At 44.7% G+C, this 22205-nt stretch carries 17 protein-coding genes; 9 read left to right on the top strand and 8 right to left on the bottom strand.

The window, feature by feature from the left end; translation table 11 throughout:
* Positions 1–75: 75 nt before the first annotated feature.
* Positions 76–2139: a TonB-dependent receptor domain-containing protein gene (locus ACTXGH_RS01705; RefSeq protein WP_439295924.1), complete on the top strand. Its 2064-nt coding sequence runs from the start codon at positions 76–78 to the stop codon at positions 2137–2139.
* Between the two features lie 137 nt (positions 2140–2276).
* Positions 2277–3032 (top strand): siderophore-interacting protein, encoded by a 756-nt coding sequence (locus ACTXGH_RS01710; RefSeq protein WP_439295923.1) that lies wholly within the window; start codon positions 2277–2279, stop codon positions 3030–3032.
* A 129-nt stretch (positions 3033–3161) separates the two neighbouring features.
* On the opposite strand, the gene ACTXGH_RS01715 is transcribed toward ACTXGH_RS01710, so the two are convergent.
* The 4 genes from ACTXGH_RS01715 to ACTXGH_RS01730 all read right to left on the bottom strand — a co-directional run bounded on the left by ACTXGH_RS01715 (position 3162) and on the right by ACTXGH_RS01730 (position 7396).
* On the bottom strand, positions 3162–3920 hold the full coding sequence (locus ACTXGH_RS01715) for an iron ABC transporter ATP-binding protein (RefSeq protein WP_439295922.1): 759 nt from the start codon (positions 3918–3920) through the stop codon (positions 3162–3164).
* Positions 3921–3996: 76 nt separating this feature from the next.
* Positions 3997–5082 carry an iron chelate uptake ABC transporter family permease subunit gene (locus tag ACTXGH_RS01720; RefSeq protein ID WP_439261677.1) on the bottom strand — a complete coding sequence of 362 codons (1086 nt, stop codon included), beginning with the start codon at positions 5080–5082 and terminating at the stop codon, positions 3997–3999.
* A 94-nt stretch (positions 5083–5176) separates the two neighbouring features.
* Positions 5177–6280, bottom strand: a complete 1104-nt coding sequence (locus ACTXGH_RS01725; protein ID WP_439261676.1) for an ABC transporter permease — start codon at positions 6278–6280, stop codon at positions 5177–5179.
* A 69-nt stretch (positions 6281–6349) separates the two neighbouring features.
* Positions 6350–7396 (bottom strand): siderophore ABC transporter substrate-binding protein, encoded by a 1047-nt coding sequence (locus tag ACTXGH_RS01730; protein ID WP_439261675.1) that lies wholly within the window; start codon positions 7394–7396, stop codon positions 6350–6352.
* Positions 7397–7901: 505 nt separating this feature from the next.
* Here ACTXGH_RS01730 and ACTXGH_RS01735 point away from each other — a divergent pair.
* The 3 genes from ACTXGH_RS01735 (at position 7902) to ACTXGH_RS01745 (ending at position 10169) form a co-directional block, all read left to right on the top strand.
* Positions 7902–8861: an energy transducer TonB gene (locus ACTXGH_RS01735; protein ID WP_439261674.1), complete on the top strand. Its 960-nt coding sequence runs from the start codon at positions 7902–7904 to the stop codon at positions 8859–8861.
* A 116-nt stretch (positions 8862–8977) separates the two neighbouring features.
* Positions 8978–9655: a MotA/TolQ/ExbB proton channel family protein gene (locus ACTXGH_RS01740; RefSeq protein WP_439261673.1), complete on the top strand. Its 678-nt coding sequence runs from the start codon at positions 8978–8980 to the stop codon at positions 9653–9655.
* Between the two features lie 112 nt (positions 9656–9767).
* On the top strand, positions 9768–10169 hold the full coding sequence (locus tag ACTXGH_RS01745; RefSeq protein ID WP_439295921.1) for an ExbD/TolR family protein: 402 nt from the start codon (positions 9768–9770) through the stop codon (positions 10167–10169).
* Between the two features lie 234 nt (positions 10170–10403).
* On the opposite strand, the gene ACTXGH_RS01750 is transcribed toward ACTXGH_RS01745, so the two are convergent.
* Positions 10404–10943 (bottom strand): DUF2799 domain-containing protein, encoded by a 540-nt coding sequence (locus ACTXGH_RS01750; protein WP_439261671.1) that lies wholly within the window; start codon positions 10941–10943, stop codon positions 10404–10406.
* A gap of 355 nt (positions 10944–11298) precedes the next feature.
* Here ACTXGH_RS01750 and ACTXGH_RS01755 point away from each other — a divergent pair, with 355 nt between their 5' ends.
* Positions 11299–11895 (top strand): hypothetical protein, encoded by a 597-nt coding sequence (locus tag ACTXGH_RS01755; protein ID WP_439295920.1) that lies wholly within the window; start codon positions 11299–11301, stop codon positions 11893–11895.
* A gap of 292 nt (positions 11896–12187) precedes the next feature.
* On the top strand, positions 12188–14851 hold the full coding sequence (gene topA, locus ACTXGH_RS01760) for a type I DNA topoisomerase (protein ID WP_439261669.1): 2664 nt from the start codon (positions 12188–12190) through the stop codon (positions 14849–14851).
* Positions 14852–14950: 99 nt separating this feature from the next.
* Here topA and ACTXGH_RS01765 read toward each other — a convergent pair whose 3' ends face one another.
* On the bottom strand, positions 14951–15505 hold the full coding sequence (locus ACTXGH_RS01765) for a superoxide dismutase family protein (RefSeq protein WP_439261668.1): 555 nt from the start codon (positions 15503–15505) through the stop codon (positions 14951–14953).
* A gap of 354 nt (positions 15506–15859) precedes the next feature.
* Positions 15860–18316, bottom strand: a complete 2457-nt coding sequence (lon, locus tag ACTXGH_RS01770; RefSeq protein ID WP_439295942.1) for an endopeptidase La — start codon at positions 18314–18316, stop codon at positions 15860–15862.
* Between the two features lie 483 nt (positions 18317–18799).
* On the opposite strand from lon, the gene ACTXGH_RS01775 reads away from it, so the two are divergent.
* Together ACTXGH_RS01775 and bla are read left to right on the top strand one after the other, a co-directional pair.
* Positions 18800–20176, top strand: a complete 1377-nt coding sequence (locus ACTXGH_RS01775) for a Na+/H+ antiporter family protein (RefSeq protein WP_439295919.1) — start codon at positions 18800–18802, stop codon at positions 20174–20176.
* A gap of 149 nt (positions 20177–20325) precedes the next feature.
* Complete coding sequence (gene bla / locus ACTXGH_RS01780; protein ID WP_439261666.1) at positions 20326–21222, top strand: class A beta-lactamase; 897 nt, start codon at positions 20326–20328, stop codon at positions 21220–21222.
* An 83-nt stretch (positions 21223–21305) separates the two neighbouring features.
* Here bla and ACTXGH_RS01785 read toward each other — a convergent pair whose 3' ends face one another.
* Complete coding sequence (locus ACTXGH_RS01785; RefSeq protein WP_439295918.1) at positions 21306–22205, bottom strand: 5-formyltetrahydrofolate cyclo-ligase; 900 nt, start codon at positions 22203–22205, stop codon at positions 21306–21308.

Consider the following 22205-nt stretch of genomic DNA (forward strand, 5'->3'; position numbering starts at 1 on the left):
TAAAAACCGTTGATAAACAGTTTTTAATAGTAATTCTAAAAATATAATTTTGACCGTCATTAAAGTGAGTGTGTTATGCGTGAAGTAAAGTTATCAATCTCATCCAACCCATTAACCGTATTATCAATGGGTGTGGCAGCCATATTATGGACACAAGCGGCCAGTGCGGCGGCAGACAATACGCCTAGTACGACCTTACAAACCATTACCGTTACGGCCAATACGTCGGTCAGAGATAAAGTACAAGAAGACAGCGTTTATATCGAAGATTATACGCCCGCCAAGCAGGCCAGCCATTTGAGCGATTTTTTAAACGTGGTGCCAGGGGTGACAGTCGGCGGCACATCCACAGTCAATCAGCGCATCCGTGTGCGTGGCCTTGATGATACCAATTTAAAAGTCTCAATCGATGGCGCGCGCCAAGAAGGGCCACTGTTTTATCATATGGGCGATGTCACCATCGATCCTGACTTGCTCAAGCAAGCTGAGGTGTCCGTGGGCAACAACTCAGTCACGCTTGGCAATGATGCCTTGGGCGGTGCAGTCGCGTTTGAAACCGTTGATGCCGCAGACTTGCTAAGACCTGGTCAAAAAATTGGCGCAAAATTAAAAGCCGGTTATGCCAGTAATAATGACGAGCTACTCACATCAGCGACGGTCTATGGCGCGCCAACTGATAATGTCGATTTATTGGCCTACTATGGCAAACGTGATACAGACTCAGGCGAAGATGGCAGCGGCCGCGAATTGTTTGAAGACAGCGAAAGCGAAAATGTCTTATTAAAAGCTGGTGCTTATCTCACGGACAATCACCGAGTGGGTGCAAGCTTTAGCCGTACCGACAAAGAAGGTGTTTTCCCATTTCGTCCGGATTTTCCAAGCTTAGGTGATGACCCAATACCGCAACAGGTAAAACGCGACACTTATACGCTCGACTACAATTTCAATCCGCTAAATAAGCTGGTTGATGTTGATACCACTGTTTATCAAACCGAGACAGAGATTTCTCGTAATAATAATGCTGAGGTAACATCAGACTATGACTGGAATGCAAAAGTAAAAACCACGGGCGCTAAAGTTGAAAACACCAGTGTCATTGATACCAATGCAGGTCGCCATAAGCTAATCGCAGGCGCTGAGCATTATAAAAAAGAATCTGAAATGGCGCGAGATGGTGCTCAGACTGGTGATGACAGTGCCAATAACACTTCAGTCTATCTAGAAGACCAATGGCAAATGGGCAAATTGACCCTGACGCCAGGCGTGCGCTATGACCGTTATAAATCGCCTGAATTTGTGGCGGGTGGCTCCACTTATGACAATGTCGTCGGTGCTTTGGCGGCCAGCTACGAGATTGCCCCGCGCACGCAAGTATTTGCTAGTTATACTCAGCTGTTTAATGGCCCAGATTTGGCTCAAGCCGTGTTTAATAAAAACGGTGAAGGACTTTATGTCAATAATGATCTCAAGCCAGAAGAGGGTTATAACTCTGAAGTTGGTGTGGCTACTACACTACGCGATCTAACCGTCGCTGATGATGCGCTACAACTGAGTGCAAAATACTTTAGAACCAATATCGAAGACTATCAGCTGTATATGCGTACGGGTGATCGCCCAGGCAGGTTTGGTCTGGACTGCGAAACTGGCGCGATAGGCGGTGAGTGCCAAGGTATGTACAACAGTGATGAAGACTATAAGATAGATGGTGTTGAGCTGGCGGCCAACTATGCTGTTCAAGACTTTGGCATGGGTCTGAGCTATTCGCGTGCCCGTAGCGAAGGCGATAAGACTGGCGATAGCATTCCCTCAGTGAGCGGCGGTAGTGCTGACTCAGGCGATCGCTATATGGTCAACTTAAACTATGCACCAAATGATATGGTTGGGCTTGGCTGGCGCAGTACTTATGTCGCCTCTATCACTGACAATCAAGGAGAGACTAAGCCAAGCTATGACGTACACGATATCTATATGGATTACGCGCCGCGTCAGCTTGATAATGTTACTACAACGCTTGGAGTGTATAACTTGTTTGATGAAACCTATGCCAGCCATGCGTCACGCTTCAATGCCATTGAAGATGAGAGTACTGACTTTGAGCCAGGTCGCAACATCAAAGCCTCACTCACGTATCAATTCTAAACCTTTTTTGGTATTTTAAGTACAAAAAAGCCAGCTGTCTGTATGAGAGCTGGCTTTTTTTATCGTAATTTTAGATCCCACTAAGATACTGTATCTTTTTTAAAGTGGGTCAACGAGACAGTTAAAAGGAGCTGAAAATGGCCAAACCTAATCCAAGACTATTGGAAGTAAAAGGCATCGCTAATACCACCCCAAACATGCGCCGCATTACGCTTGGCGGTGAAGGCATGCAAGGCTTCCCAGCAGATCAAGAAAGTAGCTATATTAAGCTGATGTTTGCAGGAGAGGTAGGGCAAAAGCCTATCATGCGTACCTATACCATTATCCAGCAACGCGCTGATAAGATTGATGTCGATTTTGTGTTGCATGGTCTCAATCACAAAGGCGCTGAAGGTCCTGCCTCACATTGGGCCAAAACCGTACAGGTCGGTGATACCATTATGATCGGGGGACCAGGCCCCAAAAAGCTTATCAATCATGAGGCGGATTGGTTTTTATTGGCAGGTGATATGACCGCCCTGCCAGCCATCACCGTCAATTTGGCACAGCTGCCTAAAGACGCTACGGGCTATGCAGTGATAGAAGTATTAAGCGAAGACGATATTCAGCCGCTACAAAAACCAGAAAACATCACGATCCATTGGGTGATAAATCCGGTAACCACCGATAGCCACTATCCGTTATTAGATAAAATTAACACGCTGGACTGGCTGGACGGTGAGGTGGCCGTGTGGACGGCGTGTGAGTTCAATAGTATGCGCGCGCTACGCCGCTACTTTAAAGAAAAAAGCGTGAATAAAGCCTATTTTTATATCTCCAGTTACTGGAAGCTAGATAATAGTGAAGATGAGCACAAAGTCATTAAGCGTGAAGATGCCGCGTTAGCGTTATAAGTCAAGCATAACAACCAAAGAGAAGTCCGTCCCAAGCTGTATGTCCTAATAAGCCTCGATGTTTTAGATACCAACTATTAGGTAACAGTGCCTTTTAAGCGACAGTTTTAGTTTTTTGCCTACCTTATCTTAAACCGTATCAACAATCACTGGACGGCCCTGATGATTGAGCACAGTTACATCGACGTTGTATAACTCTTTCATCGTTTCTTGCGTGATGACATCGACAGGCTGACCAACAGCCATCACTTGGCCTTCTTTCATGGTGACTACGGTGTCAGCGAATTGTGTGGCTTGATTGATATCATGCAGGACAATTACTACAGTTTTTTGTTGACTGTGGCTTAACTCACGCAGCTCACGCATGAGGCGGCCCGAATGATACATATCCAAATTATTTAATGGCTCATCGAGCAGCAGATAGGGCGTATCTTGGCAGACAATCATAGCGATAAGTACGCGCTGACGCTGTCCACCTGACAGTGTCGACAAGAAGCGCTCGGCAAGTGGCTCAAGCTCAAAGCGCTCAAGGATTTCTTGCACTTTTTGCTGATCATCTGCGGTGGGTTGTCCTTGATGATAAGGGTAACGACCAAACATCAGCAGCTCATGTACGCGCAGGCGTCCTTGTACATGATTGTCTTGCCCGAGCATAGCGACAGTCTTGGCAAGTGTCCGTGCTTGACAGCTGACAATATCATATTCACCGAAGCTCACTTGACCGGATTGTAGCGGCTGCAAGCGGGCCATGACAGAAAACAACGTAGACTTCCCAGCGCCATTAGGGCCAATCAGAGCAATCACCTGTGCTGTTGGTAAGGTCAACGTAATGTCATGCAAGATCTGTTGTTTACCGATATGGTGAGAGATATTATTCAGTTTAATCATAATCGTCTTATTTTAAAAAATCTTAGGGTTTTCTTGATGAATCGTATTAACTAAATGAATAGTGTCAGCTAAATAGTCATAAAGAACGACGTTGAGACATAAATATCAATGCCAAAAACATCAATCCGCCCGCTAGCTCTATCACTACGGACAACACGCCAGCCATACCGAGCAGTTGCTCAAATATCGTTTGACCCAATACCAAGCAAATCATGGCGATCAGACTGACGAGTATCAGCCGCTCACTATGATACATATGACGCGCCAAACGGTTGGTCAAGGCGCAGACCAGTAGCCCAAAGAAAGTCACCGGACCCACTAGCGCGGTGGCGGTGGCGACCAATACAGCGATGACGATTAACAGTCCAAATGCCAAGCGTTGATAATTGATGCCAAGGTTAATGGCCTGCGATTTACCGAGCATCAACACATCACACTGGTAACGACAGCGCCAGACAAACAGAGCGCTTATCACGCAGATAACCATACTGATGCCCAGTAGCTGCGGATTGACGGTATTGAATTGCGCGTAACTTGCCGACTGTACCACCACAAAGTCATCGGGATTAATCAGCCTCGCAATTAAAGCTGATAAGCTACGAAACAGCACGCCAAAGATTACGCCCACTAGTATCAGTCGCGTCAAATCCTGACTGCTTTTAGAAAACAGCAGCTTAAATAACAATAAGGAGGCGCCAAACATCAAAACGATCTCAAGGGTAAACTTGGCAATGGGGTTGATGCTGGCAAAGCTCATCGCCCCTAAAAAGAACACCAATAGACTTTGCAGCAGCACATAAAGCGAGTCAAAGCCAAGTAAGGAGGGCGTCAAAATCGGATTGTGCGTTAGCGTCTGAAACAGGAGCGTCGATACCCCAATCGCATAGCCGACCACCACGAGCGCCAGCAGTTTTTTGCCGCGTAAGGGTAGCGCAAAATCCCAATAACCATTGACATTGAGGGTCAGAAACAAAGTCATTGATATGAGTAGAATGATAGCTGCTATGGATTTTGGATATGCAGCTATGAATGCCCAAAATTTTGCTAACTGACTTTGGGTAGCGGCTGAATACTGACCGTCTGTTGAAGATAAGTTATCTATCGCTGTGCTGGTTTTGGTAGCACCAATCTTTGTAGAAGTAAGCTTAGTTGATGAGAACATATAAAACCCCTATGGTGCCAAGCTTAGCTAATAAAGCAAAAACAAACGACAGTAAATGAGTGCTGAAAATGAATACAAGTTAGTAAACATAGTGCTACTGTTCAGCTGGAGCACGCAATAACAGCCATAAAAACAGCACCGTACCGACCACACCGAATACCGTAGCGACAGGCACTTCAAATGGGTAGCGAATAGAACGCCCAATGATATCGCACAGCAACACAGCAGAAGCGCCAAGTAGCGCGACCGCAGGCAGGCTACGCCGTAATTTGTCCCCCATGATACGGCTGACGATATTGGGAACAACCAGACCGATGAACGGAATCATACCAACCGTCACCACGACCATCGCACTCATCATGGCGACCATACCAACGCCAATCCAAGTAACCTGACGCTTACTAATACCCAAATTCAATGCGATATTGTCACCCAAGCCGACGATGGTCAGCTTATCCGCGATAATATAAGCAATGACGCAGAGGGCGCCCGTCAGCCAAAGCAGCTCGTAACGACCAGCTAATACGCTTGAGAAATCACCAAACTGCCAGACGCTGAGCATCTGCAAGGTCTCAGTCTGATAGGCAATAAAGGTGGTAATCGCCTCAATAATACCGCCAAAAACAATACCAATCAGCGGAATCATCAAAAAATCCGTCGGCGGGATACGGTGGATGAGCGCCATAAACACCATCATGCCAATAAGCGCGGTCACGGTTGCCACGCTCATTTTGATCAATAAGGTGCTGGCAGGAAACAGCAAACTGACCACCAATAGCCCTAACGCGGCGCTTTGGGTGGCGCCTACCATGGAGGGCTCCACAAAGCGGTTTTTGAGCACCACTTGGATAATCATGCCTGCCACCGCCATCGCAATACCGGTCAAAATAATGGCAATGGTACGCGGCAGACGGCTGACCAGCATCAGCGAGCTGTCTGCATTGGCGCTATGATTCACTAAGCTTTGTAGCATACCCGACCAAGAGAAGTCAGCTACCCCAATGGATAAGCTTAATAACACCAATAAGCTCATAACCACTAAGCTGCCACCATTGATGAGCCACGGCGGCGGGGTGCGCTTGCTGGTAGGGCTGCGAGCACCATATCCTGAGCGCCAAGATGAGACTGCTGTTAAGCTCGCCGCGCCGTGAGTCGCATGATAGGCACTACTGTTATTACGTTTAGAAAATAATGACATAACGGCTACTGGCTTAAAAGCTGTTGTAGGCTGAATGAGAAATCAGCCTACGCTAGAGTATTTGAGGTATTATTTTGCATTACTAAAAGCGGTCTTAATCGAGGTCAAGTCTTGCATCCACTGATTATAACCACCAAATGCCAGGTAGGAGTCTGGGCTTAGGTACACCACTTGGTCTTTTGACCACGCATTGGTTTGCGCCACTAGCGGATTATCGAGTACCGCTTTTGCGCCCACGCCATCTTCACCGATAGCCGCGCTGCGGTCGATGACAAACAACCAGTCCGGATTGGTTTTTTGCAGGTACTCAAACGAGATCGGCTGGCCGTGACGCGCGTCCTCGATTTGCTTATCTGCCATTGGCACGCCAAGCACGCTATGGATAAACCCGAAGCGCGACTTATCACCATAGGCGGACAGCTTATTACCATTGACCATGACCACCAAGCCGGTACCGCTGTCTTGGCTCAAAGCTTTGGTTTCATCAATCAGTCCGTCGATGTTTTGTTGCAGCTTTAGCGCCTCATCACTTTTGCCAAACAAGGCCCCCAAATCATGCAAGCGCTGTTTGCTGGACTCGTAAATATTGGTGGTATCGATCGTCATATCAAGTGTGGGCGCGATGCTTGAGAGCTCATTGTATTTTTCTGCCATACGTGAGCCGACCAAAATCGCTTGTGGCTGCATGGCGTTTAGGGCTTCAAGATCAGGCTCAAATACCGTACCCACCTCTTCTGGATCCGGCTGATTTTTGGAGTACAAGTTATCCAATTTTAGACCACTTGGGATACCTGTGACTGCGACATCAAGCGCCGCCAAGTCCTGCAATAGGGTCATGTCGTAGACCGCTATTGGTGAGGGATTGATCGGTAGGCTGACATCCCCTTTTACTGTATCAATATCGATAGCATTGACAGAAACGGCATCATTATTAGCGACGTTTGAAGCCGCATCCGCTGTTTTATTCTCAACCTTAGTGTCGTCTATTTCCGTCTCATTTGAGTCAGGTGACGAGCAGCCAGTTAAACCGATACTGACAAGCATTGCTGCCGTCATCGTTGCTAATAATGGACGTTTAAATAAAGTAGTAGCGGTCGTAAAATTATTGTTAGCCATAAGGAACTCGGTATATCAGCTGAATGAGCAGTGTATAAAAAAATGTTGATCAGCGTCTTAAAAGCCTCAACGTTAGTCTTAAATACAAAAATAGTCGTGACACTACTCATCTAAAACAAGAAAAATTTGTCTTGCAGGATTAACTACATGGGGCGGTACACAAGACAAAGCTCGGTGGTATTTTTTATCATTTATGCATTCACTATCTACAGGCTTATTGATGTTATTGGTCTAATTAAGCAGTCTTAGCGCATAGATAAGCGGTCATGATAAATTAATTGAGACTCATTATCAATATAAACGATAATGGTTTTTATTAACGTATATTGAATATTCTTTTATTTTATTCAATTAAAACCCCTTATTTACGACCTATAAACTTCCATCTGCTTATCATCTAACAGGCAATTATTTAATAAAATTATCATAATTTATTATTGATAATAATTATCGTTTGCATTATTATCTACACCATTATATCTTAGTTAATGCATATTAGAGTGTTATGAGTTCAACGAATTTAGACGCACCATCCTCCAAATTAACACTGACAGCTGTCGCGGCTGTCATTGGCCTACATGTGCTGACTGCTGTAGCCTTGATTGGGATGAAAGCACCTGACATAAAAGTAGCACCAAAAAACCAAATACCGCCTATCGAGATAGAGCTTGTAACATTGTCGCAAAAACAGCCTGTGGCAGCGGTGGAGGAAGTGGTTCCTGATTTGCCGCCAGCCACACCGCCCAAACCTAAAGCGTCACCAGCCGTCAAGGCTCAGCCGAAACCGCGTAAAGAACCTGTCATAAAAGAGCAGAAACCTGAGGTCGCACCGCCCAAAAAAGTAGAAGAAAAAAAGCCTGACATCATTAAAACAAAAACACCAATAGCTGAGCTTAAAGTCGATACTCAAGTGGTTGAAGACCAGCGCAGAGCCAAAGAGCGCCGCCAAGCTGAAGAGCATCGTAGAATAGAGCAAGCACAGCAGAAGGCTGAGCAAGAAGCGCGTGATAAAGCTGAGCAAGAGGCTGAGAAGCTGGCCACAGAACAAGCTGTTAGAGAAGCTGAAGCAAAAGCTGCTCAACAAGCGGCAGCACAAAGAGCAGCACAAGCAAAAGCAGCTAAAGAAGCTGCCGAGGCGGCAGCACAAGCGAAAGCTGCAGCAAGCAATACGCCTGTGAGCTTTACTGCCAGTAATGCAGATTGGGCATCTGCACCGAGATTGAGCTTTCCTGAGCGTGCTGCTCGTAATGCTCGCTCAGGTGATACCTTTAACGTGGTACTAGTGTTAAGAGTCAATAAGCAAGGCGGCATTGATAGTGTGAGAGTGGCACAGTCGTCAGGCAATCCAAGAGTAGATAAAGAGGCGCAGCGTCAAGTACGCTCTGGCAAGTTTAAGCCCTTTACACAAAACGGCGTACCTGTGGTAGGCGATGTAACCTTACCTGTCAGCTACGCTGTACCCTAACGCTGGTGATTAACTAAGATATTCTAAAACATATTTATTTTAAATATTCGTGATAACGAAAGCTGTAATAAAAGTGGCGTTATCCTGTAATGGTATTAAACATTAAGGAGTCTGACATGGACTTTATGCACTACTGGCAAATTAGCGATATGGTGACCAAGACCCTGTTCTTTTTGCTATTGATTTTGTCTATTGTCTCTTGGGTGACGGGTATCATCCGTGTGCTACAAAGTCGCAAATTGGCTGCTACAGTCGCGGACGACTTGAGTCAGCAGATTGCTTCCAAACAGTCTGATCTACTAGAGTCTGATGCGGTCACTCGTCGTTCGGTTACAGAACAGACGCTACTCAAATATATCGGTCGCTACCGCTTTGCTAGTGAGCGCGGACTGCCTATTTTAGGTACGACAGCCGCCATCGCACCCTTTATCGGGCTATTTGGTACGGTATGGGGTATTTTCCATGCGCTACATAACATTGGTAGCACTGGGCAGGCAGGACTTGCGCAAGTAGCAGGGCCTGTGGGCGAGGCACTGATTATGACGGGTTTAGGTATTGCTGTCGCGATTCCAGCCGTTATATTTTATAACCTTGCAGTGCGTATCAATCGCCGCGTTATGTATCATGCCAATGACCGCGCCCATGATTTATTAGCGTCGTCTGCCAAGCAAGCAGCCACCAATAGCCGTCCAAGTACCATACCAACCGCGCAGCTAGCAAAAGATCAGCAAGTTGCCAAAAAAGACGCACAGCACGCCGCGCATTATCATAGCTCAGCACCATCACAGGGGTAGTAGCCATCCTCTAATAAGGTCGTTAAAACCGACGAAGGTTATGATCAGATAATAGATGTAAGTGGTAGTGTGAATAACCAAATGAATCAAAAGCAGCATGTCGAGGGTAATTATGGCATTTCAACTGGGTGATGATGACGTTCAAGGTATGAATGAGATGAACCTTATTCCGCTGATCGATGTCATGTTAGTGTTGATGATTATTTTTTTATTGACGGCGACGGTATTAAACCCCACAGTGCCACTAGATTTGCCAAAAACTAGTGCCACAGTTAATGAGACCCCGCCTGAGGTGATTCAGATCAGTATTGATGAAGATGCGGGAATATTTTGGGATGATAAAGCCATTAGTCTAGAGGCTTTAGAGGTACGTTTGCAACAAGAAAGCGCTAAGGGTCAAGAGCCTTCAATACAGCTACGCGCGGACAAAGATAGCAAGTACGATACCGTGGCGCAAGTATTGGCAACGGCTAGTGAAGCAGGTCTGTCCAAAATAGCTTTTGTAAATGAGTAGTTTTTATAGATAGGCTGTATTGAAAGGTTGGCCCTTATAGTAATAGGCTTGCCAAAAAAACCAATAAACCCAGCAATAAAAATATAATCAATACAATAAGAAGAATAATTAAAATAATAAATTTTTTCTCCAGCCTTACTTGGGTAACCTTGTAAGGTTTCTTTATTGTAGAATGATTTTAAAGTGTCAATGTTATTTAACAATGCCAGTAAAGTTCAAAGCTCGTTGTAGTGGTTACCAGCCATAGCCAAATGGACGATAACCATAGCCAAAGCGATTAGGTCCGTAGCCGAACGGATAAGGCGTGCGTAGGTAGTCGAGGTCACGCTGACGAATGTAATAGTAGCGACCTTGCGAGTAAGCTTCCTCTAACTTTTCGATGTTATCTAACGGGCAGACAGGTTGCCAGTCATAGCCTTCGCGGCCAAGCTTGTAAGCGTTCAGCTCGGTACAATAATTTTTGAGACCTTGCTGGCGTCCCTGTTCCCATCGGATACGGTTAGGGGTAGCGCCGTCAACGCTTGCACATTGATTGGTATAGTGACCAAAATAAGCCCCTGAGCGGCCGCGGATACCATCTGCATAGCCGACTTCTTGCCAATTGCTGGCTTGGCACTGCTGCGGCGTGAGGTTTTTTGTCGTGGCACAGCCTGATAAGGCGAGTACAGCCGCGCCCATCAGCCCCAATGCTATACCCGATTTATTGACTCGTATATCGTTTACTTTGTCGCCAAAAGCAGCAGCCAATGAGTGTTGTTTAAGAAGATATTTCATAATAAACCTGCGCGCGTTTAAAATTATGGTTTATCATAGCATTTTTTGTACGAATGACTTTTATATCTTGTTATCGGGTTGAATTATTATCACTTTTTAAGTAGTTGATATAGAAGTGTTTGTTTGCCTTTTACTGATAAAGAGCAGAAGCTTGTGCTTGAATTTTAAGTATAAGACCGCGATATTAGTCTGCACATAGCATCTTGAGAGTGTCTCTTTATTGGCTCATAGCACATTGGCTTAATATATAGTGCATAAAAAAGAATTGGCCATATCTGATAACGATAGCTAGCAAACAAGTACCATTTATAATGTTAATAGATGCTTATTAACCAAACGATAAGGCAAGTTTTTCATGGGGCTATGGATCGCAGTCGTCATTGTACTATTTGTATTAGGGAGTATGATGGCGCTTAAACCAAACGGTATTGATCAGCGTTTAGATAAGCTGCGTATGACAGCGCGTCGTCTACAACTTCATCCAAAGCTTGTGGCTTGTCCTGATTGGATCAAAGGCCGTGACAATGAGTATGGTCGCGGGATGCTTGGTCAGTACTGCCTTGTGTTAGAGGATACACAGCTGCCGCATATGCGTTATCAAGTCATTGATGGCCAATGGCGACCAGACAGCAATTTTATCGATACGAGTACAGATAATAGTAAGCTTACGATTCCAAGTGTGATTCGTAATCATCAAGCTAGTAACAGTACGGTACTCAAAAAATCCAATTTTGCTCTAGATAAGGCGCCGCTGGATTTGCCTGTTAGTATCGAGCCATTTGTAAAAGGTCTGCTGACTAAATCTAACAGCATTGTTATATATTGGGAAGATATCGCTTATGTTCGTCCATTGACCAATCCTAATTATCAATCAAAAATGATTGAAACTGACTTACTTGCACTCAAAGAAAACCTTGAAAAGTGGGCCTTAACCATGCGAAAAAAGCCATAATCATATAAAACGGTCATGAAGCTGGTAAAGGGTTTTTTCATCTCCATTAAGGGATATTGAGCAGACGTTTTTGGCAAACTCTAAATTATTTAAAGTTGACAGTTTCACTATTAGCAGTGTAACGTCTTTATAACCGTATTTTTGTTTTATGGTTATTGTTTGTTAAGTAAACATTTTTAATGGCAGCTATTACTACAATAAAACGCTGAACTATTATCATTAGTCAATAAAATTGCCATGCTGCTGAATTTATCCTTACTTTTAATCTACTTATATTATGGTGTCGTCACATATGGCAAAAACTACAACTAAAAAGAAGGCAACTGCTGCTGATAAACCGAAAGGTAAGTCTTTAGTTATTGTCGAATCACCAGCCAAGGCCAAAACCATCAATAAATATCTTGGCGATAGTTTTATTGTTCGCTCAAGTATTGGTCATGTCCGTGATCTGCCTGTCAGTGCCAGTAAGAGTGCCAAAAAAGCTACGACGGCCAAAAAAGATGAAACGCTAAGCAAAGAAGAAAAGGCGCAGCAAGCTCTAGTACGCCGTATGGGTGTCGATCCAGAGCACGACTGGGCAGCAGTCTATGAAGTACTACCGAACAAGACTAAAGTTATCAAAGAGCTGAAAGCTCTGGCCAAAGACGCCGATAAAATCTATTTGGCAACGGATATGGATAGAGAAGGGGAAGCAATCGCTTGGCATCTAAAAGAAGTCATCGGTGGCCCTGATAATAAGTATCAACGTGTGGTCTTTAATGAAATTACCAAGTCCGCTATTCAAAATGCGTTTAAAGAACCATCGAAGCTTGATATCGATCGCGTCAACGCCCAGCAGGCGCGGCGCTTTTTAGATCGGGTCGTCGGCTTTATGGTGTCGCCGCTGCTATGGCAAAAGGTCGCTCGTGGCCTGTCTGCAGGACGCGTGCAGTCGGTTGCTATGCGCTTGGTCGTTGAGCGCGAGCACGAAATTCGCGCTTTTATACCAGAAGAATATTGGCAAATTCATGCTGATACTCACGTTACCAATAGTACTGCCAAAAAACCTACAGACGCTGAGCAAACTGCTTTGCGCTTAGAGGCGACCAAGCAAGGTGGTAAGACGCTTAAGCTTGTCAATAAAGAGCAGACTGACAAAGTCTTAGAGGTATTAAAATCAAGCGACTTTATCGTAAAAGAGCGTGAAGAAAAGCCAACACAATCACGTCCAAGTGCGCCGTTTATTACCTCGACCTTGCAGCAAGCTGCTAGCACCCGCTTAGGGTTTTCAGTTAAAAAGACCATGATTTTGGCCCAGCGTTTATACGAAGCGGGTCATATCACCTACATGCGTACGGATTCGACCTTCTTGTCTGGTGACGCATTAGCTGCTGCACGTGGCTATATCGAAGACAACTATGGCGCAAAGTATGTACCAGAAAAGCCAAACTTTTATGGTAACAAACAGGGTGCACAAGAAGCGCATGAGGCGGTTCGTCCCTCTAACGTCAACATGAAATCTACTCAGCTAAAAGGTGTGGAGCGCGATGCCATACGTTTGTATGAGCTGATTTGGCGTCAGTTTGTCGCTTGTCAGATGCCGCCAGCAAAATATTTGTCGGTAAACCTATTCGTTGGTGCCAGTGATGTCGAGTTAAAAGCTCGTGGCCGCACCATGACCTTTGATGGTTATACTAAAGTGATGCCACCAGCTAAAACTGACGATACTTTGTTACCCGATGTCAAAAAAGGCGATCAGCTCACCTTAGATAAGCTTGATCCAAGCCAACATTTTACTAAGCCACCACCGCGTTATACTGAAGCAAGTCTCGTTAAAGAGCTTGAGAAAAAAGGTATCGGACGTCCATCGACTTATGCCTCAATTATCTCAACCATTCAAGATCGCGGTTACGTCAAATTAGAAAACAAACGTTTATTTGCCGAAAAGATGGGTGATATCGTCACCGACAGATTGACAGCAAGCTTCCCAGACTTGATGGATTATACCTTTACCGCAGCATTAGAAGATAAGCTTGACCATGTCGCAGAAGGCGATCAAGACTGGAAAGATGTGTTAGACAACTTCTATGGTGACTTTAAGACCAAACTTGAACATGCCAAAGATAAAGATGGTATGCGTCCTAATGATCCGACGGATGTGCCAGATGTACACTGTGATATTTGCGATCGTCCGATGCAACTGCGCACGGGCTCAACGGGTGTGTTCTTAGGTTGTACTGGCTACAACTTACCCCCTAAGGAGCGCTGTAAAGGTACAAAAAACTTAATGCCAGTCGAAGCTTTTGCTAATCTTGATGATGCCGAAGGTGACGATGAAGCGGCCGAAGTCAAAGATTTGATGGAAAAAAAGCGCTGCCCGAAGTGTGGTACAGCCATGAACGGTTATATCGTCGATGGCGGTCTCAAGCTACATATCTGCGGCAATAATCCTGATTGCGACGGCTATATCCTAGAAGAAGGTAAGTTTGAAGTACCGGGCTCAGATGCGCCAACCATCGACTGTAATAAGTGTGATGGGCAGATGGAATTAAAGACGGGACGTTTTGGTCCTTACTTTGCTTGTCAAAAATGTGATAACACGCGTAAAGTGCTCAAAACGGGAGAAGCGGCACCGCCGCGTATGGACCCAATTCATATGCCGGAGCTCAAATCGACCAAGCATGATGATTATTTCATTTTGCGTGAGGGGGCGGCTGGGATGTTCTTAGCAGCATCTAAGTTCCCAAAAGTACGCGAGACGCGTGCGCCAAAGCTTGCTGAGCTACGCGCAGTCAAAGACAAAATGGAAGACAAGTTTCAGTACCTGTTTGAAGGACCAGATGAGGATCCTGATGGTAATCCAACGATTTTGCGCTGGTCACGTAAGAAAAAAGAGCAGTATATCGGCTCTGAGAAAAACGGCAAAGCCACGCGTTGGGGTGTGTACTGGCGCAAAGGCGAATGGGTAGAAGAATAAGCTTCTTTTACCTTTACTATAAATAATTTTAAGCTATAAAAAAACCTCTTAGCATCCTAAGAGGTTTTTTATTGTTGATAAGAGTTAAGCTAAACGTTATTATTTCTTTTCGATGATACCGCAAGCGATACGGTCGCCAGCGTTACCTGCTGGTTGACTGGTATAGTCATCAGCGCCAGCATGAACGATAAAGGCACGGCGATTGACACTGTATTTACCTGTTTGAGCTGCTGAAATTTGCTTGTTCACATAGTTGATAGTGGCAACACCATCTTCGTTGGCTGTTAAGTTAGGCAAGTCACCTGCATGACCGTTCATATCATCTGGGTTAGAGTGGGGGAAGTTATCAGGATTAAAGTGACCACCTGCTGCTTTACCCATATCAGCGCAGCTACCAGTTTCGTGAATATGTAGCGCTACTGTTTTACCTGGTGTCATATTCATAAGCTTACCGTAAACCTGTACACCGCCATCAACAGGGCGCAAGAACACTTGACCAACTTCCTTATTACCATCAACCGTTTTAATCGTTGATTTTAGAGCAGGTTGACTAAACGGATTACCTGTTTGGAGCTGATCTTGTACTGTTTGGCAACCTGTCATTGCTAACGCTGAACCACATAATAAAACACTTGCAAGCATCGTCTTTTTCATTGTTTTCTCCATTTTATTCGGTTATTGAACGTTTTTATTGATAGTTAAGCCTACTATCTATATAGGTTTGTTCTGTACTGTTCGCTCTGTACTACTTACAGACATCACAGTCAGTATAGACAAACATTCGTCATAGTTATTCACCATAAGCGCAACAATCGGTTAATAAATGTAAATAACGTATGGGTTTGAAAAATGAGAACATGAAGTAAGAATAAAAAATATAAGCTACGGTCATTACAGTAGTATCAAAGAGAATAAGTAGGCTTAGCTAAGTAGAAAAGAAACATAAAAAAAGACCGTAATTGATATTACGGTCTTTTTGCATTTATTGACTATTTATAACTTTACAGCTTAATTGTGCAGCGCTTTACCTGCCGTTTTATCAACGGTCACTTTTGCAGGTTTTAGTGGCGTTGGCATACTGACCAGAGCGACCTTTAATATCTCATCAATTGTCGCTACAGGCTGAATGGTTAAGCCTTCTTTGACGTTATCAGGGATATCAGCCAAGTCGCGCTCGTTACTCGCTGGAATCAATACGTGCTTGATACCGCCGCGATGGGCTGCGAGCAGCTTTTCTTTAAGACCACCAATGCGCAAGATTTTACCGCGCAGTGTAATCTCACCTGTCATCGCAATATCTGGACGAATGGCAATACCAGTTAAGGCAGAGACTAGGGCGGTCGTTAACGCACCACCAGCAGATGGACCATCTTTTGGTGTCGCACCCTCTGGCATATGTACATGAACGTCAGTGGTTTTGACAGTCTCATAGTCAATACCTAAGCTATCACCGCGAGCACGAACGACACTCATAGCAGCGCGAATCGACTCTTTCATCACATCACCTAGTGAGCCAGTGAAGCTAAGCTCACCTTTGCCTTTCATGGCTACCGCTTCGATGGTTAATAACTCACCACCGACTTGTGTCCAAGCAAGACCAGTAATACGACCAATTTCAGGGTCTTTTTCGGCCAATCCATAATCGTATTGATGGACACCTAAATAGTCATCGATGTTTTTATCATCGACTACGACCAGTTGACGCTCATCTTTTTTCGGTGCGCGTGCGCCATGGTTCTCAACCGAACCGCGTACGACTTTACGGCAGATTTTATTAACTTCACGCTCAAGGTTACGCACACCTGCTTCACGTGTATAGCTACGTACGATACTGTGCAACGCCGCTTCTACGATTTCAATCTCGCCTTCTTTGAGCCCATTTTGCTTGATCGCTTTTGGTACAAGATATTTTTGCGCGATATTGACCTTTTCTTCTTCGGTATAACCTGGCAAACGGATAACTTCCATCCGGTCAAGAAGGGCAGGCGGGATATCCATGCTGTTAGCAGTACAGATAAACATCACTTGTGATAAGTCTAAGTCCATATCTAGATAATGGTCGTTAAACTTGTCATTCTGCGACGGATCTAACACTTCTAATAGCGCTGATGCTGGATCACCACGGAAGTCTTGTGCCATTTTATCGACTTCATCTAGCAAAAATAGCGGGTTTTTCACCTCTACTTTGGCTAAAGACTGGACGATTTTACCTGGCATTGCACCGATATAAGTACGGCGATGACCACGGATTTCAGCTTCATCACGGACGCCACCAAGTGCCATACGCACAAACTTACGACCAGTTGCTCGCGCAATCGATTCACCCAATGAGGTTTTACCCACACCAGGCGGACCCACGAGACAAAGAATCGGACCGCGCAATTTTTTCACACGCGATTGGACCGCTAAGTATTCTAGAATGCGATCTTTCACATCTTGCAAGCCATAGTGGTCTTCATCAAGCGTGGTCTTAGCTTTTTCTAGATTGATAGAAACTTTGGTGGTCGCATTCCATGGCGTGTCCAAAATCCATTCGATATAGTTGCGTACGACCGATGACTCACTCGATGCAGGCGGCATCATCTTAAGCTTTTTAAACTCTTGCTCCGCCTTCTTACGGACATCATCGGGTAAGTCAGCATCTTCTAGACGCTTTTCAAGTTCAGCGACATCATCATCGCCATCGAACGCGCCGTCATTCATATCAGACAGCTCGTTTTTGATGGCTTTCATTTTTTCGTTTAAGAAGTACTCGCGCTGATTGTCTTCCATTTGCTGACGTACCGCATCTTGAATATCTTGTTCGATATTCTGCTCGGCACTTTGCTTAACCAAATATTCAGTCAAGGTATTGATGTGAGCTTTGATGTCATCATTTTCTAAAAACGACTGCTTGACATCAAGATCCATCGATACCCGAGTTGAGATAAAATAGACCAACTCAAGCAAATCATCAATGCGCTTTGCGACACGAGTAAGCTCACGAGCATTACGTAAGCGTGCATCAGCGTAGCTTTCAAACAAGCTGGTTAAAGCTTGAATGGTATTTTTTTGTTGGCTCTCATCCATTTGTACATCAAGATCAGCGCGCTCAAAGCTTGCCATCAAGACATGGTCATGACTTTGGATGGTATCGACACGCGCACGATATTGACCTTCGATAAGGACTTTAATGCAATCCTCGTCGCTATCATGTGGCATGGTGCTGACGATGCGACACACCGTACCGTATTGGTACAAGTTGTCCTGATCGATATCTTCGGTCAATGAGTCTTTTTGTGCTACGACCAATACTTTATTACCATATTCAGCTTGCGCCAGCTCAACCGCTTGCACGGATGGTGCACGACCGACGAATAGGGCGATTTGCATGTGCGGATAGACCACCACATCTCTAAGGGCCAGAAGTGGCAAATAGTCGTCCTCAGCACTATCGTCTTTGACAACGTCAGATGACGCGCTCAACTCATCTACAGATGAGTTATCTGTTTCGTTATCATGGTCAATAGCAGATGATACATCGATGTCGATGTTGTCTTTATCAATATTATGTTCACTCATATATTTTTCCTCGTTAACCAGACTTGTAAAGTCAAGTTCGTGGTTCATGTTTAGATAAATGGAGTCCCCATAAAAAATTGCAAGGCCTTACTATAGTCAATGCTAAATAAAATCAAGACATCAATAACCATGTAAAACTAAGGCAAATTCTCTTACTTAAACACAGATAATACCGCTTACTTATTTCTCCTTTAGTGAATATCTACTTCATTATCAGAATAGGTTTTACTTGTAAAATCAGGTAAACTGACGCCCGTCTAAAACTGTACTGTCTAAAGTAGAGCGTTTGAGGTACTAGAGTGTTATTTATAAGTTATATAAATTTGTAGGTTTTAAGACATTAACCAGTCTTTATCAGGCTAAAGCAAAGAGCAAAAGGGGTAATACATGGCAATTAACGCAGTATTATTGGCAGTAGTCATTATGCTTGGTCTGTCACTCGCGCGCGTGCATGTGGTGCTAAGTTTATTAATCGGAGCACTGGCAGGCGGACTCATCGCAGGTCTTGGCATTACCGATACTTTAGAGGCCTTTCAAGAAGGCATCCGTAATGGCGCACAAATCGCTCTATCCTATGCGCTACTGGGTGCTTTTGCGGTAGCGATAGCTCATTCTGGTTTGCCGCAGTCACTAGCAGGGACAGTTATCAAACGCATTGACGCGGCGGGCACTGGTGGCATGATTAAGTATATGCTGTTTGCAGGCTTAATCGTCATAAGCTGCTTTAGTCAAAACTTAATTCCTATACACATCGCCTTTATTCCGTTGCTCGTGCCGCCGTTATTACTCGCTTTTAACCGCATGCAAATTGATCGACGCCTGATTGCTTGTTTGCTGACCTTTGGTTTGGTCACCACCTATATGTTTATCCCCTATGGTTTTGGTGATATTTACCTTAATCAAATCATGCTAAAAAACGTCGGTGAAGCAGGTATTGATATCGCTAACATTTCTGTGATTCAAGCAATGGCGATACCCGCGTTAGGTATGTTCATCGGTTTGTTGACAGCAGTCTTTATCAGCTACCGTAAGCCGCGTCAGTATCAACAGGTCGCTATCGATAAAGAAGCTCGCGATACCGCTATCCAAAGTGAAGGGTTAAAAGATGATGAGCTCAGTAAGACAACCGCTGGTGCCAAGGCGCAAAGTAAGTTAAAGACGCTGGTCGCCCTGGTTGCTATTGTGACTGCTTTTGTGGTGCAATTGTATACGGACTCGCTGTTGCTCGGTTCAATGTTTGGCTTTGGGGTCTTTATGGCGACAGGCGTGGTCAAGTGGCGTGATGCCGATACGGTGTTTAATGATGGTATCAAACTGATGGCGATGATTGGCTTTATTATGATTACCGCGCAGGGTTTTGCCGAAGTCATGAAAGCAACAGGAGAGATTGCGCCGCTCATTGATGGCGCGACTAACCTTTTTGCTGGCAACAAAGCCATTGCCGCTTTGGTCATGCTGGGGATAGGCTTGGTGGTCACGATGGGTATCGGCTCGTCATTTTCGACTATTCCGATTATTGCCGCGATTTATGTACCGCTGTGTATCTCTCTAGGGTTTTCGCCTTTGGCAACGGTTGCGATTATCGGTACGGCCGGCGCGCTTGGCGATGCGGGTTCGCCTGCGTCAGATTCGACATTGGGGCCAACGTCTGGTCTAAACATCGATGGGCAGCATGACCATATCAAAGACAGTGTGGTACCGACCTTTTTGCATTACAACATTCCGTTGTTGGTCTTTGGTTGGATTGCAGCGATGGTATTGTAGGCGAATTTTTTTCACATTATGTACATAGTTTAGATACTTCAAAAAGAATGTAAGGCTGCTTGGTTGAATGTCTCACAGCCTCAGGTAAATTGTGCTATGTATAGAAAACCATATACAAAAAATAGACTAAAACGGAATTTCTAATCATCATGTACTTACGTCAAAGCAAGACTAAAATTTTTAGCACACTGCTCGCTATTTTTTGTCTTACACTATCATTACCTAGCAGTGCAGCAGACTCATTGATTGATGCTATCAAAAATGCTGAAAATGAATTAGATGCTCGTATCGGTCTAGCTGTGCACGATTTAGAGACCGAACAACGCTGGGAGTATAAAGCTGATGAACGTTTTCCTTTGAGTAGTACCTTTAAAACTCTCGCTTGTGCTAATGTCCTTCATAACGTTGATATGGGCCAAGAAAAAATAGATAGAATCGTAAGGTTCTCTAAAAGCAATCTGGTTACGTACTCTCCTGTCACAGAAAATCAGGTAGGCAAGAAAGGTATGTCTCTTGAAGCGTTGTGTCAGGCAACGCTGTCAACCAGTGACAATTCAGCGGCTAATTTTATTTTGCAAGCCATCGGCGGACCTCAGTCTCTCACTCAGTTTTTGCGTTCCATTGGTGATGATAAAACGCGACTTGATCGCTGGGAAACCGAACTGAATGAAGCAAAACCTAAGGATAAAAGAGATACCACCACACCAATAGCAATGATCGCGACACTTGAAAAGTTAGTGCTTGGAAAGGCATTGTCTACAGAGTCTCGGCAAAAATTGCAATCTTGGCTAAAAGCTAATGAGGTAGGTGATGCGCTTTTTCGTAAAGGGGTTCCAAGTGATTGGATCATAGCAGACAGAACAGGTGCTGGCGGCTATGGATCACGTGCGATTACGGCGGTCATGTGGCCTCCAGGTCGCAAACCTATTGTCGCGGCTTTATACATTACAGAGACCGATGCCTCGTTTGAAGAAAGGGATGCTTTGATTGCGAAAATCGGGACAGAAATAGCAAAAACAGTGTTAGTAGAGCGTCCTCTTAAATAATCTATTAATAATAAAAGGTGAGTATAGATAGCAATCATGCTCACCTTTTAGCATTTTCATTCATTGTTTAAACGGCACATTTTTTAATACTCATCATCAAAATCCTTAATTTCACTATTTAAGCCTCGCAAAAACTCATCACTTTGCGCTAGTAACTCATTCAAACGCGCCTCATTAATGACCCTTGCCAACTCATCACCGCTAAACACCTGTTCTTGACTGTAGTACAGTATTTCCCTAGCGTCATCACTCCCTAATTCTTTTAAGTACGTATCAACCGTATCAGCGCTAGATGTTTTTTCCCCAACGCTATCATTAGCTTTTGCATTATTACTAAACCACCTTATACCGCTTGGCGTTATCAAGCCATCTAACGGCACATCCCAAGGTTGTCGCTCGAGCTGTTCTACTACTTGAAAATCATAGCACCAGCCGATTTTTAAAGGTCTTTTTGAGCCTGAGCGGTAGCTGTTGCCAAGGGTGGTATCGTAAAAGCCGCCGCCCATGCCCATACGATTACCACTTTTATCAACTGCCACTAACGGACAGATAATGATGTCTAATTCGCGCTCCCAAAGTAGCCTGCGATGATGGTTTTGTTTCATACCTAAGCTGTGAATCCTTGTCGGCACGTTTACCAGTTTAGAATGATAAATCGGTACAAAGCGCAGGTGTTTATCAATATTGCCTGTAGCATCACGACCAAACGAACCAACGACTGGCAAATAAGGTAGATAGCCTAAGCGCTCGCACCAAGAGAGTAGTGGCTGAGTCGGCAACTCTCCAAAGCCACTATAATATAAGCCAATACGCGCACGCGGAGGCAAGCGCTGTTGCAACTTGACTAAGTGCAAGCTTGCCAAGCGCGCGTATTGTCTGCGCTCGCCATCTGTTAACTGGCGACGCTGGCGGGTAAATTGCCGTCTCGGTGGATTGCTAGGTTTAGACTGTTTCGATTCAATATTTTTGGATTTAGGATGCAT

Source organism: Psychrobacter sp. 1Y10 (genome assembly GCF_052259005.1).
GTDB lineage: Bacteria > Pseudomonadota > Gammaproteobacteria > Pseudomonadales > Moraxellaceae > Psychrobacter > Psychrobacter saeujeotis.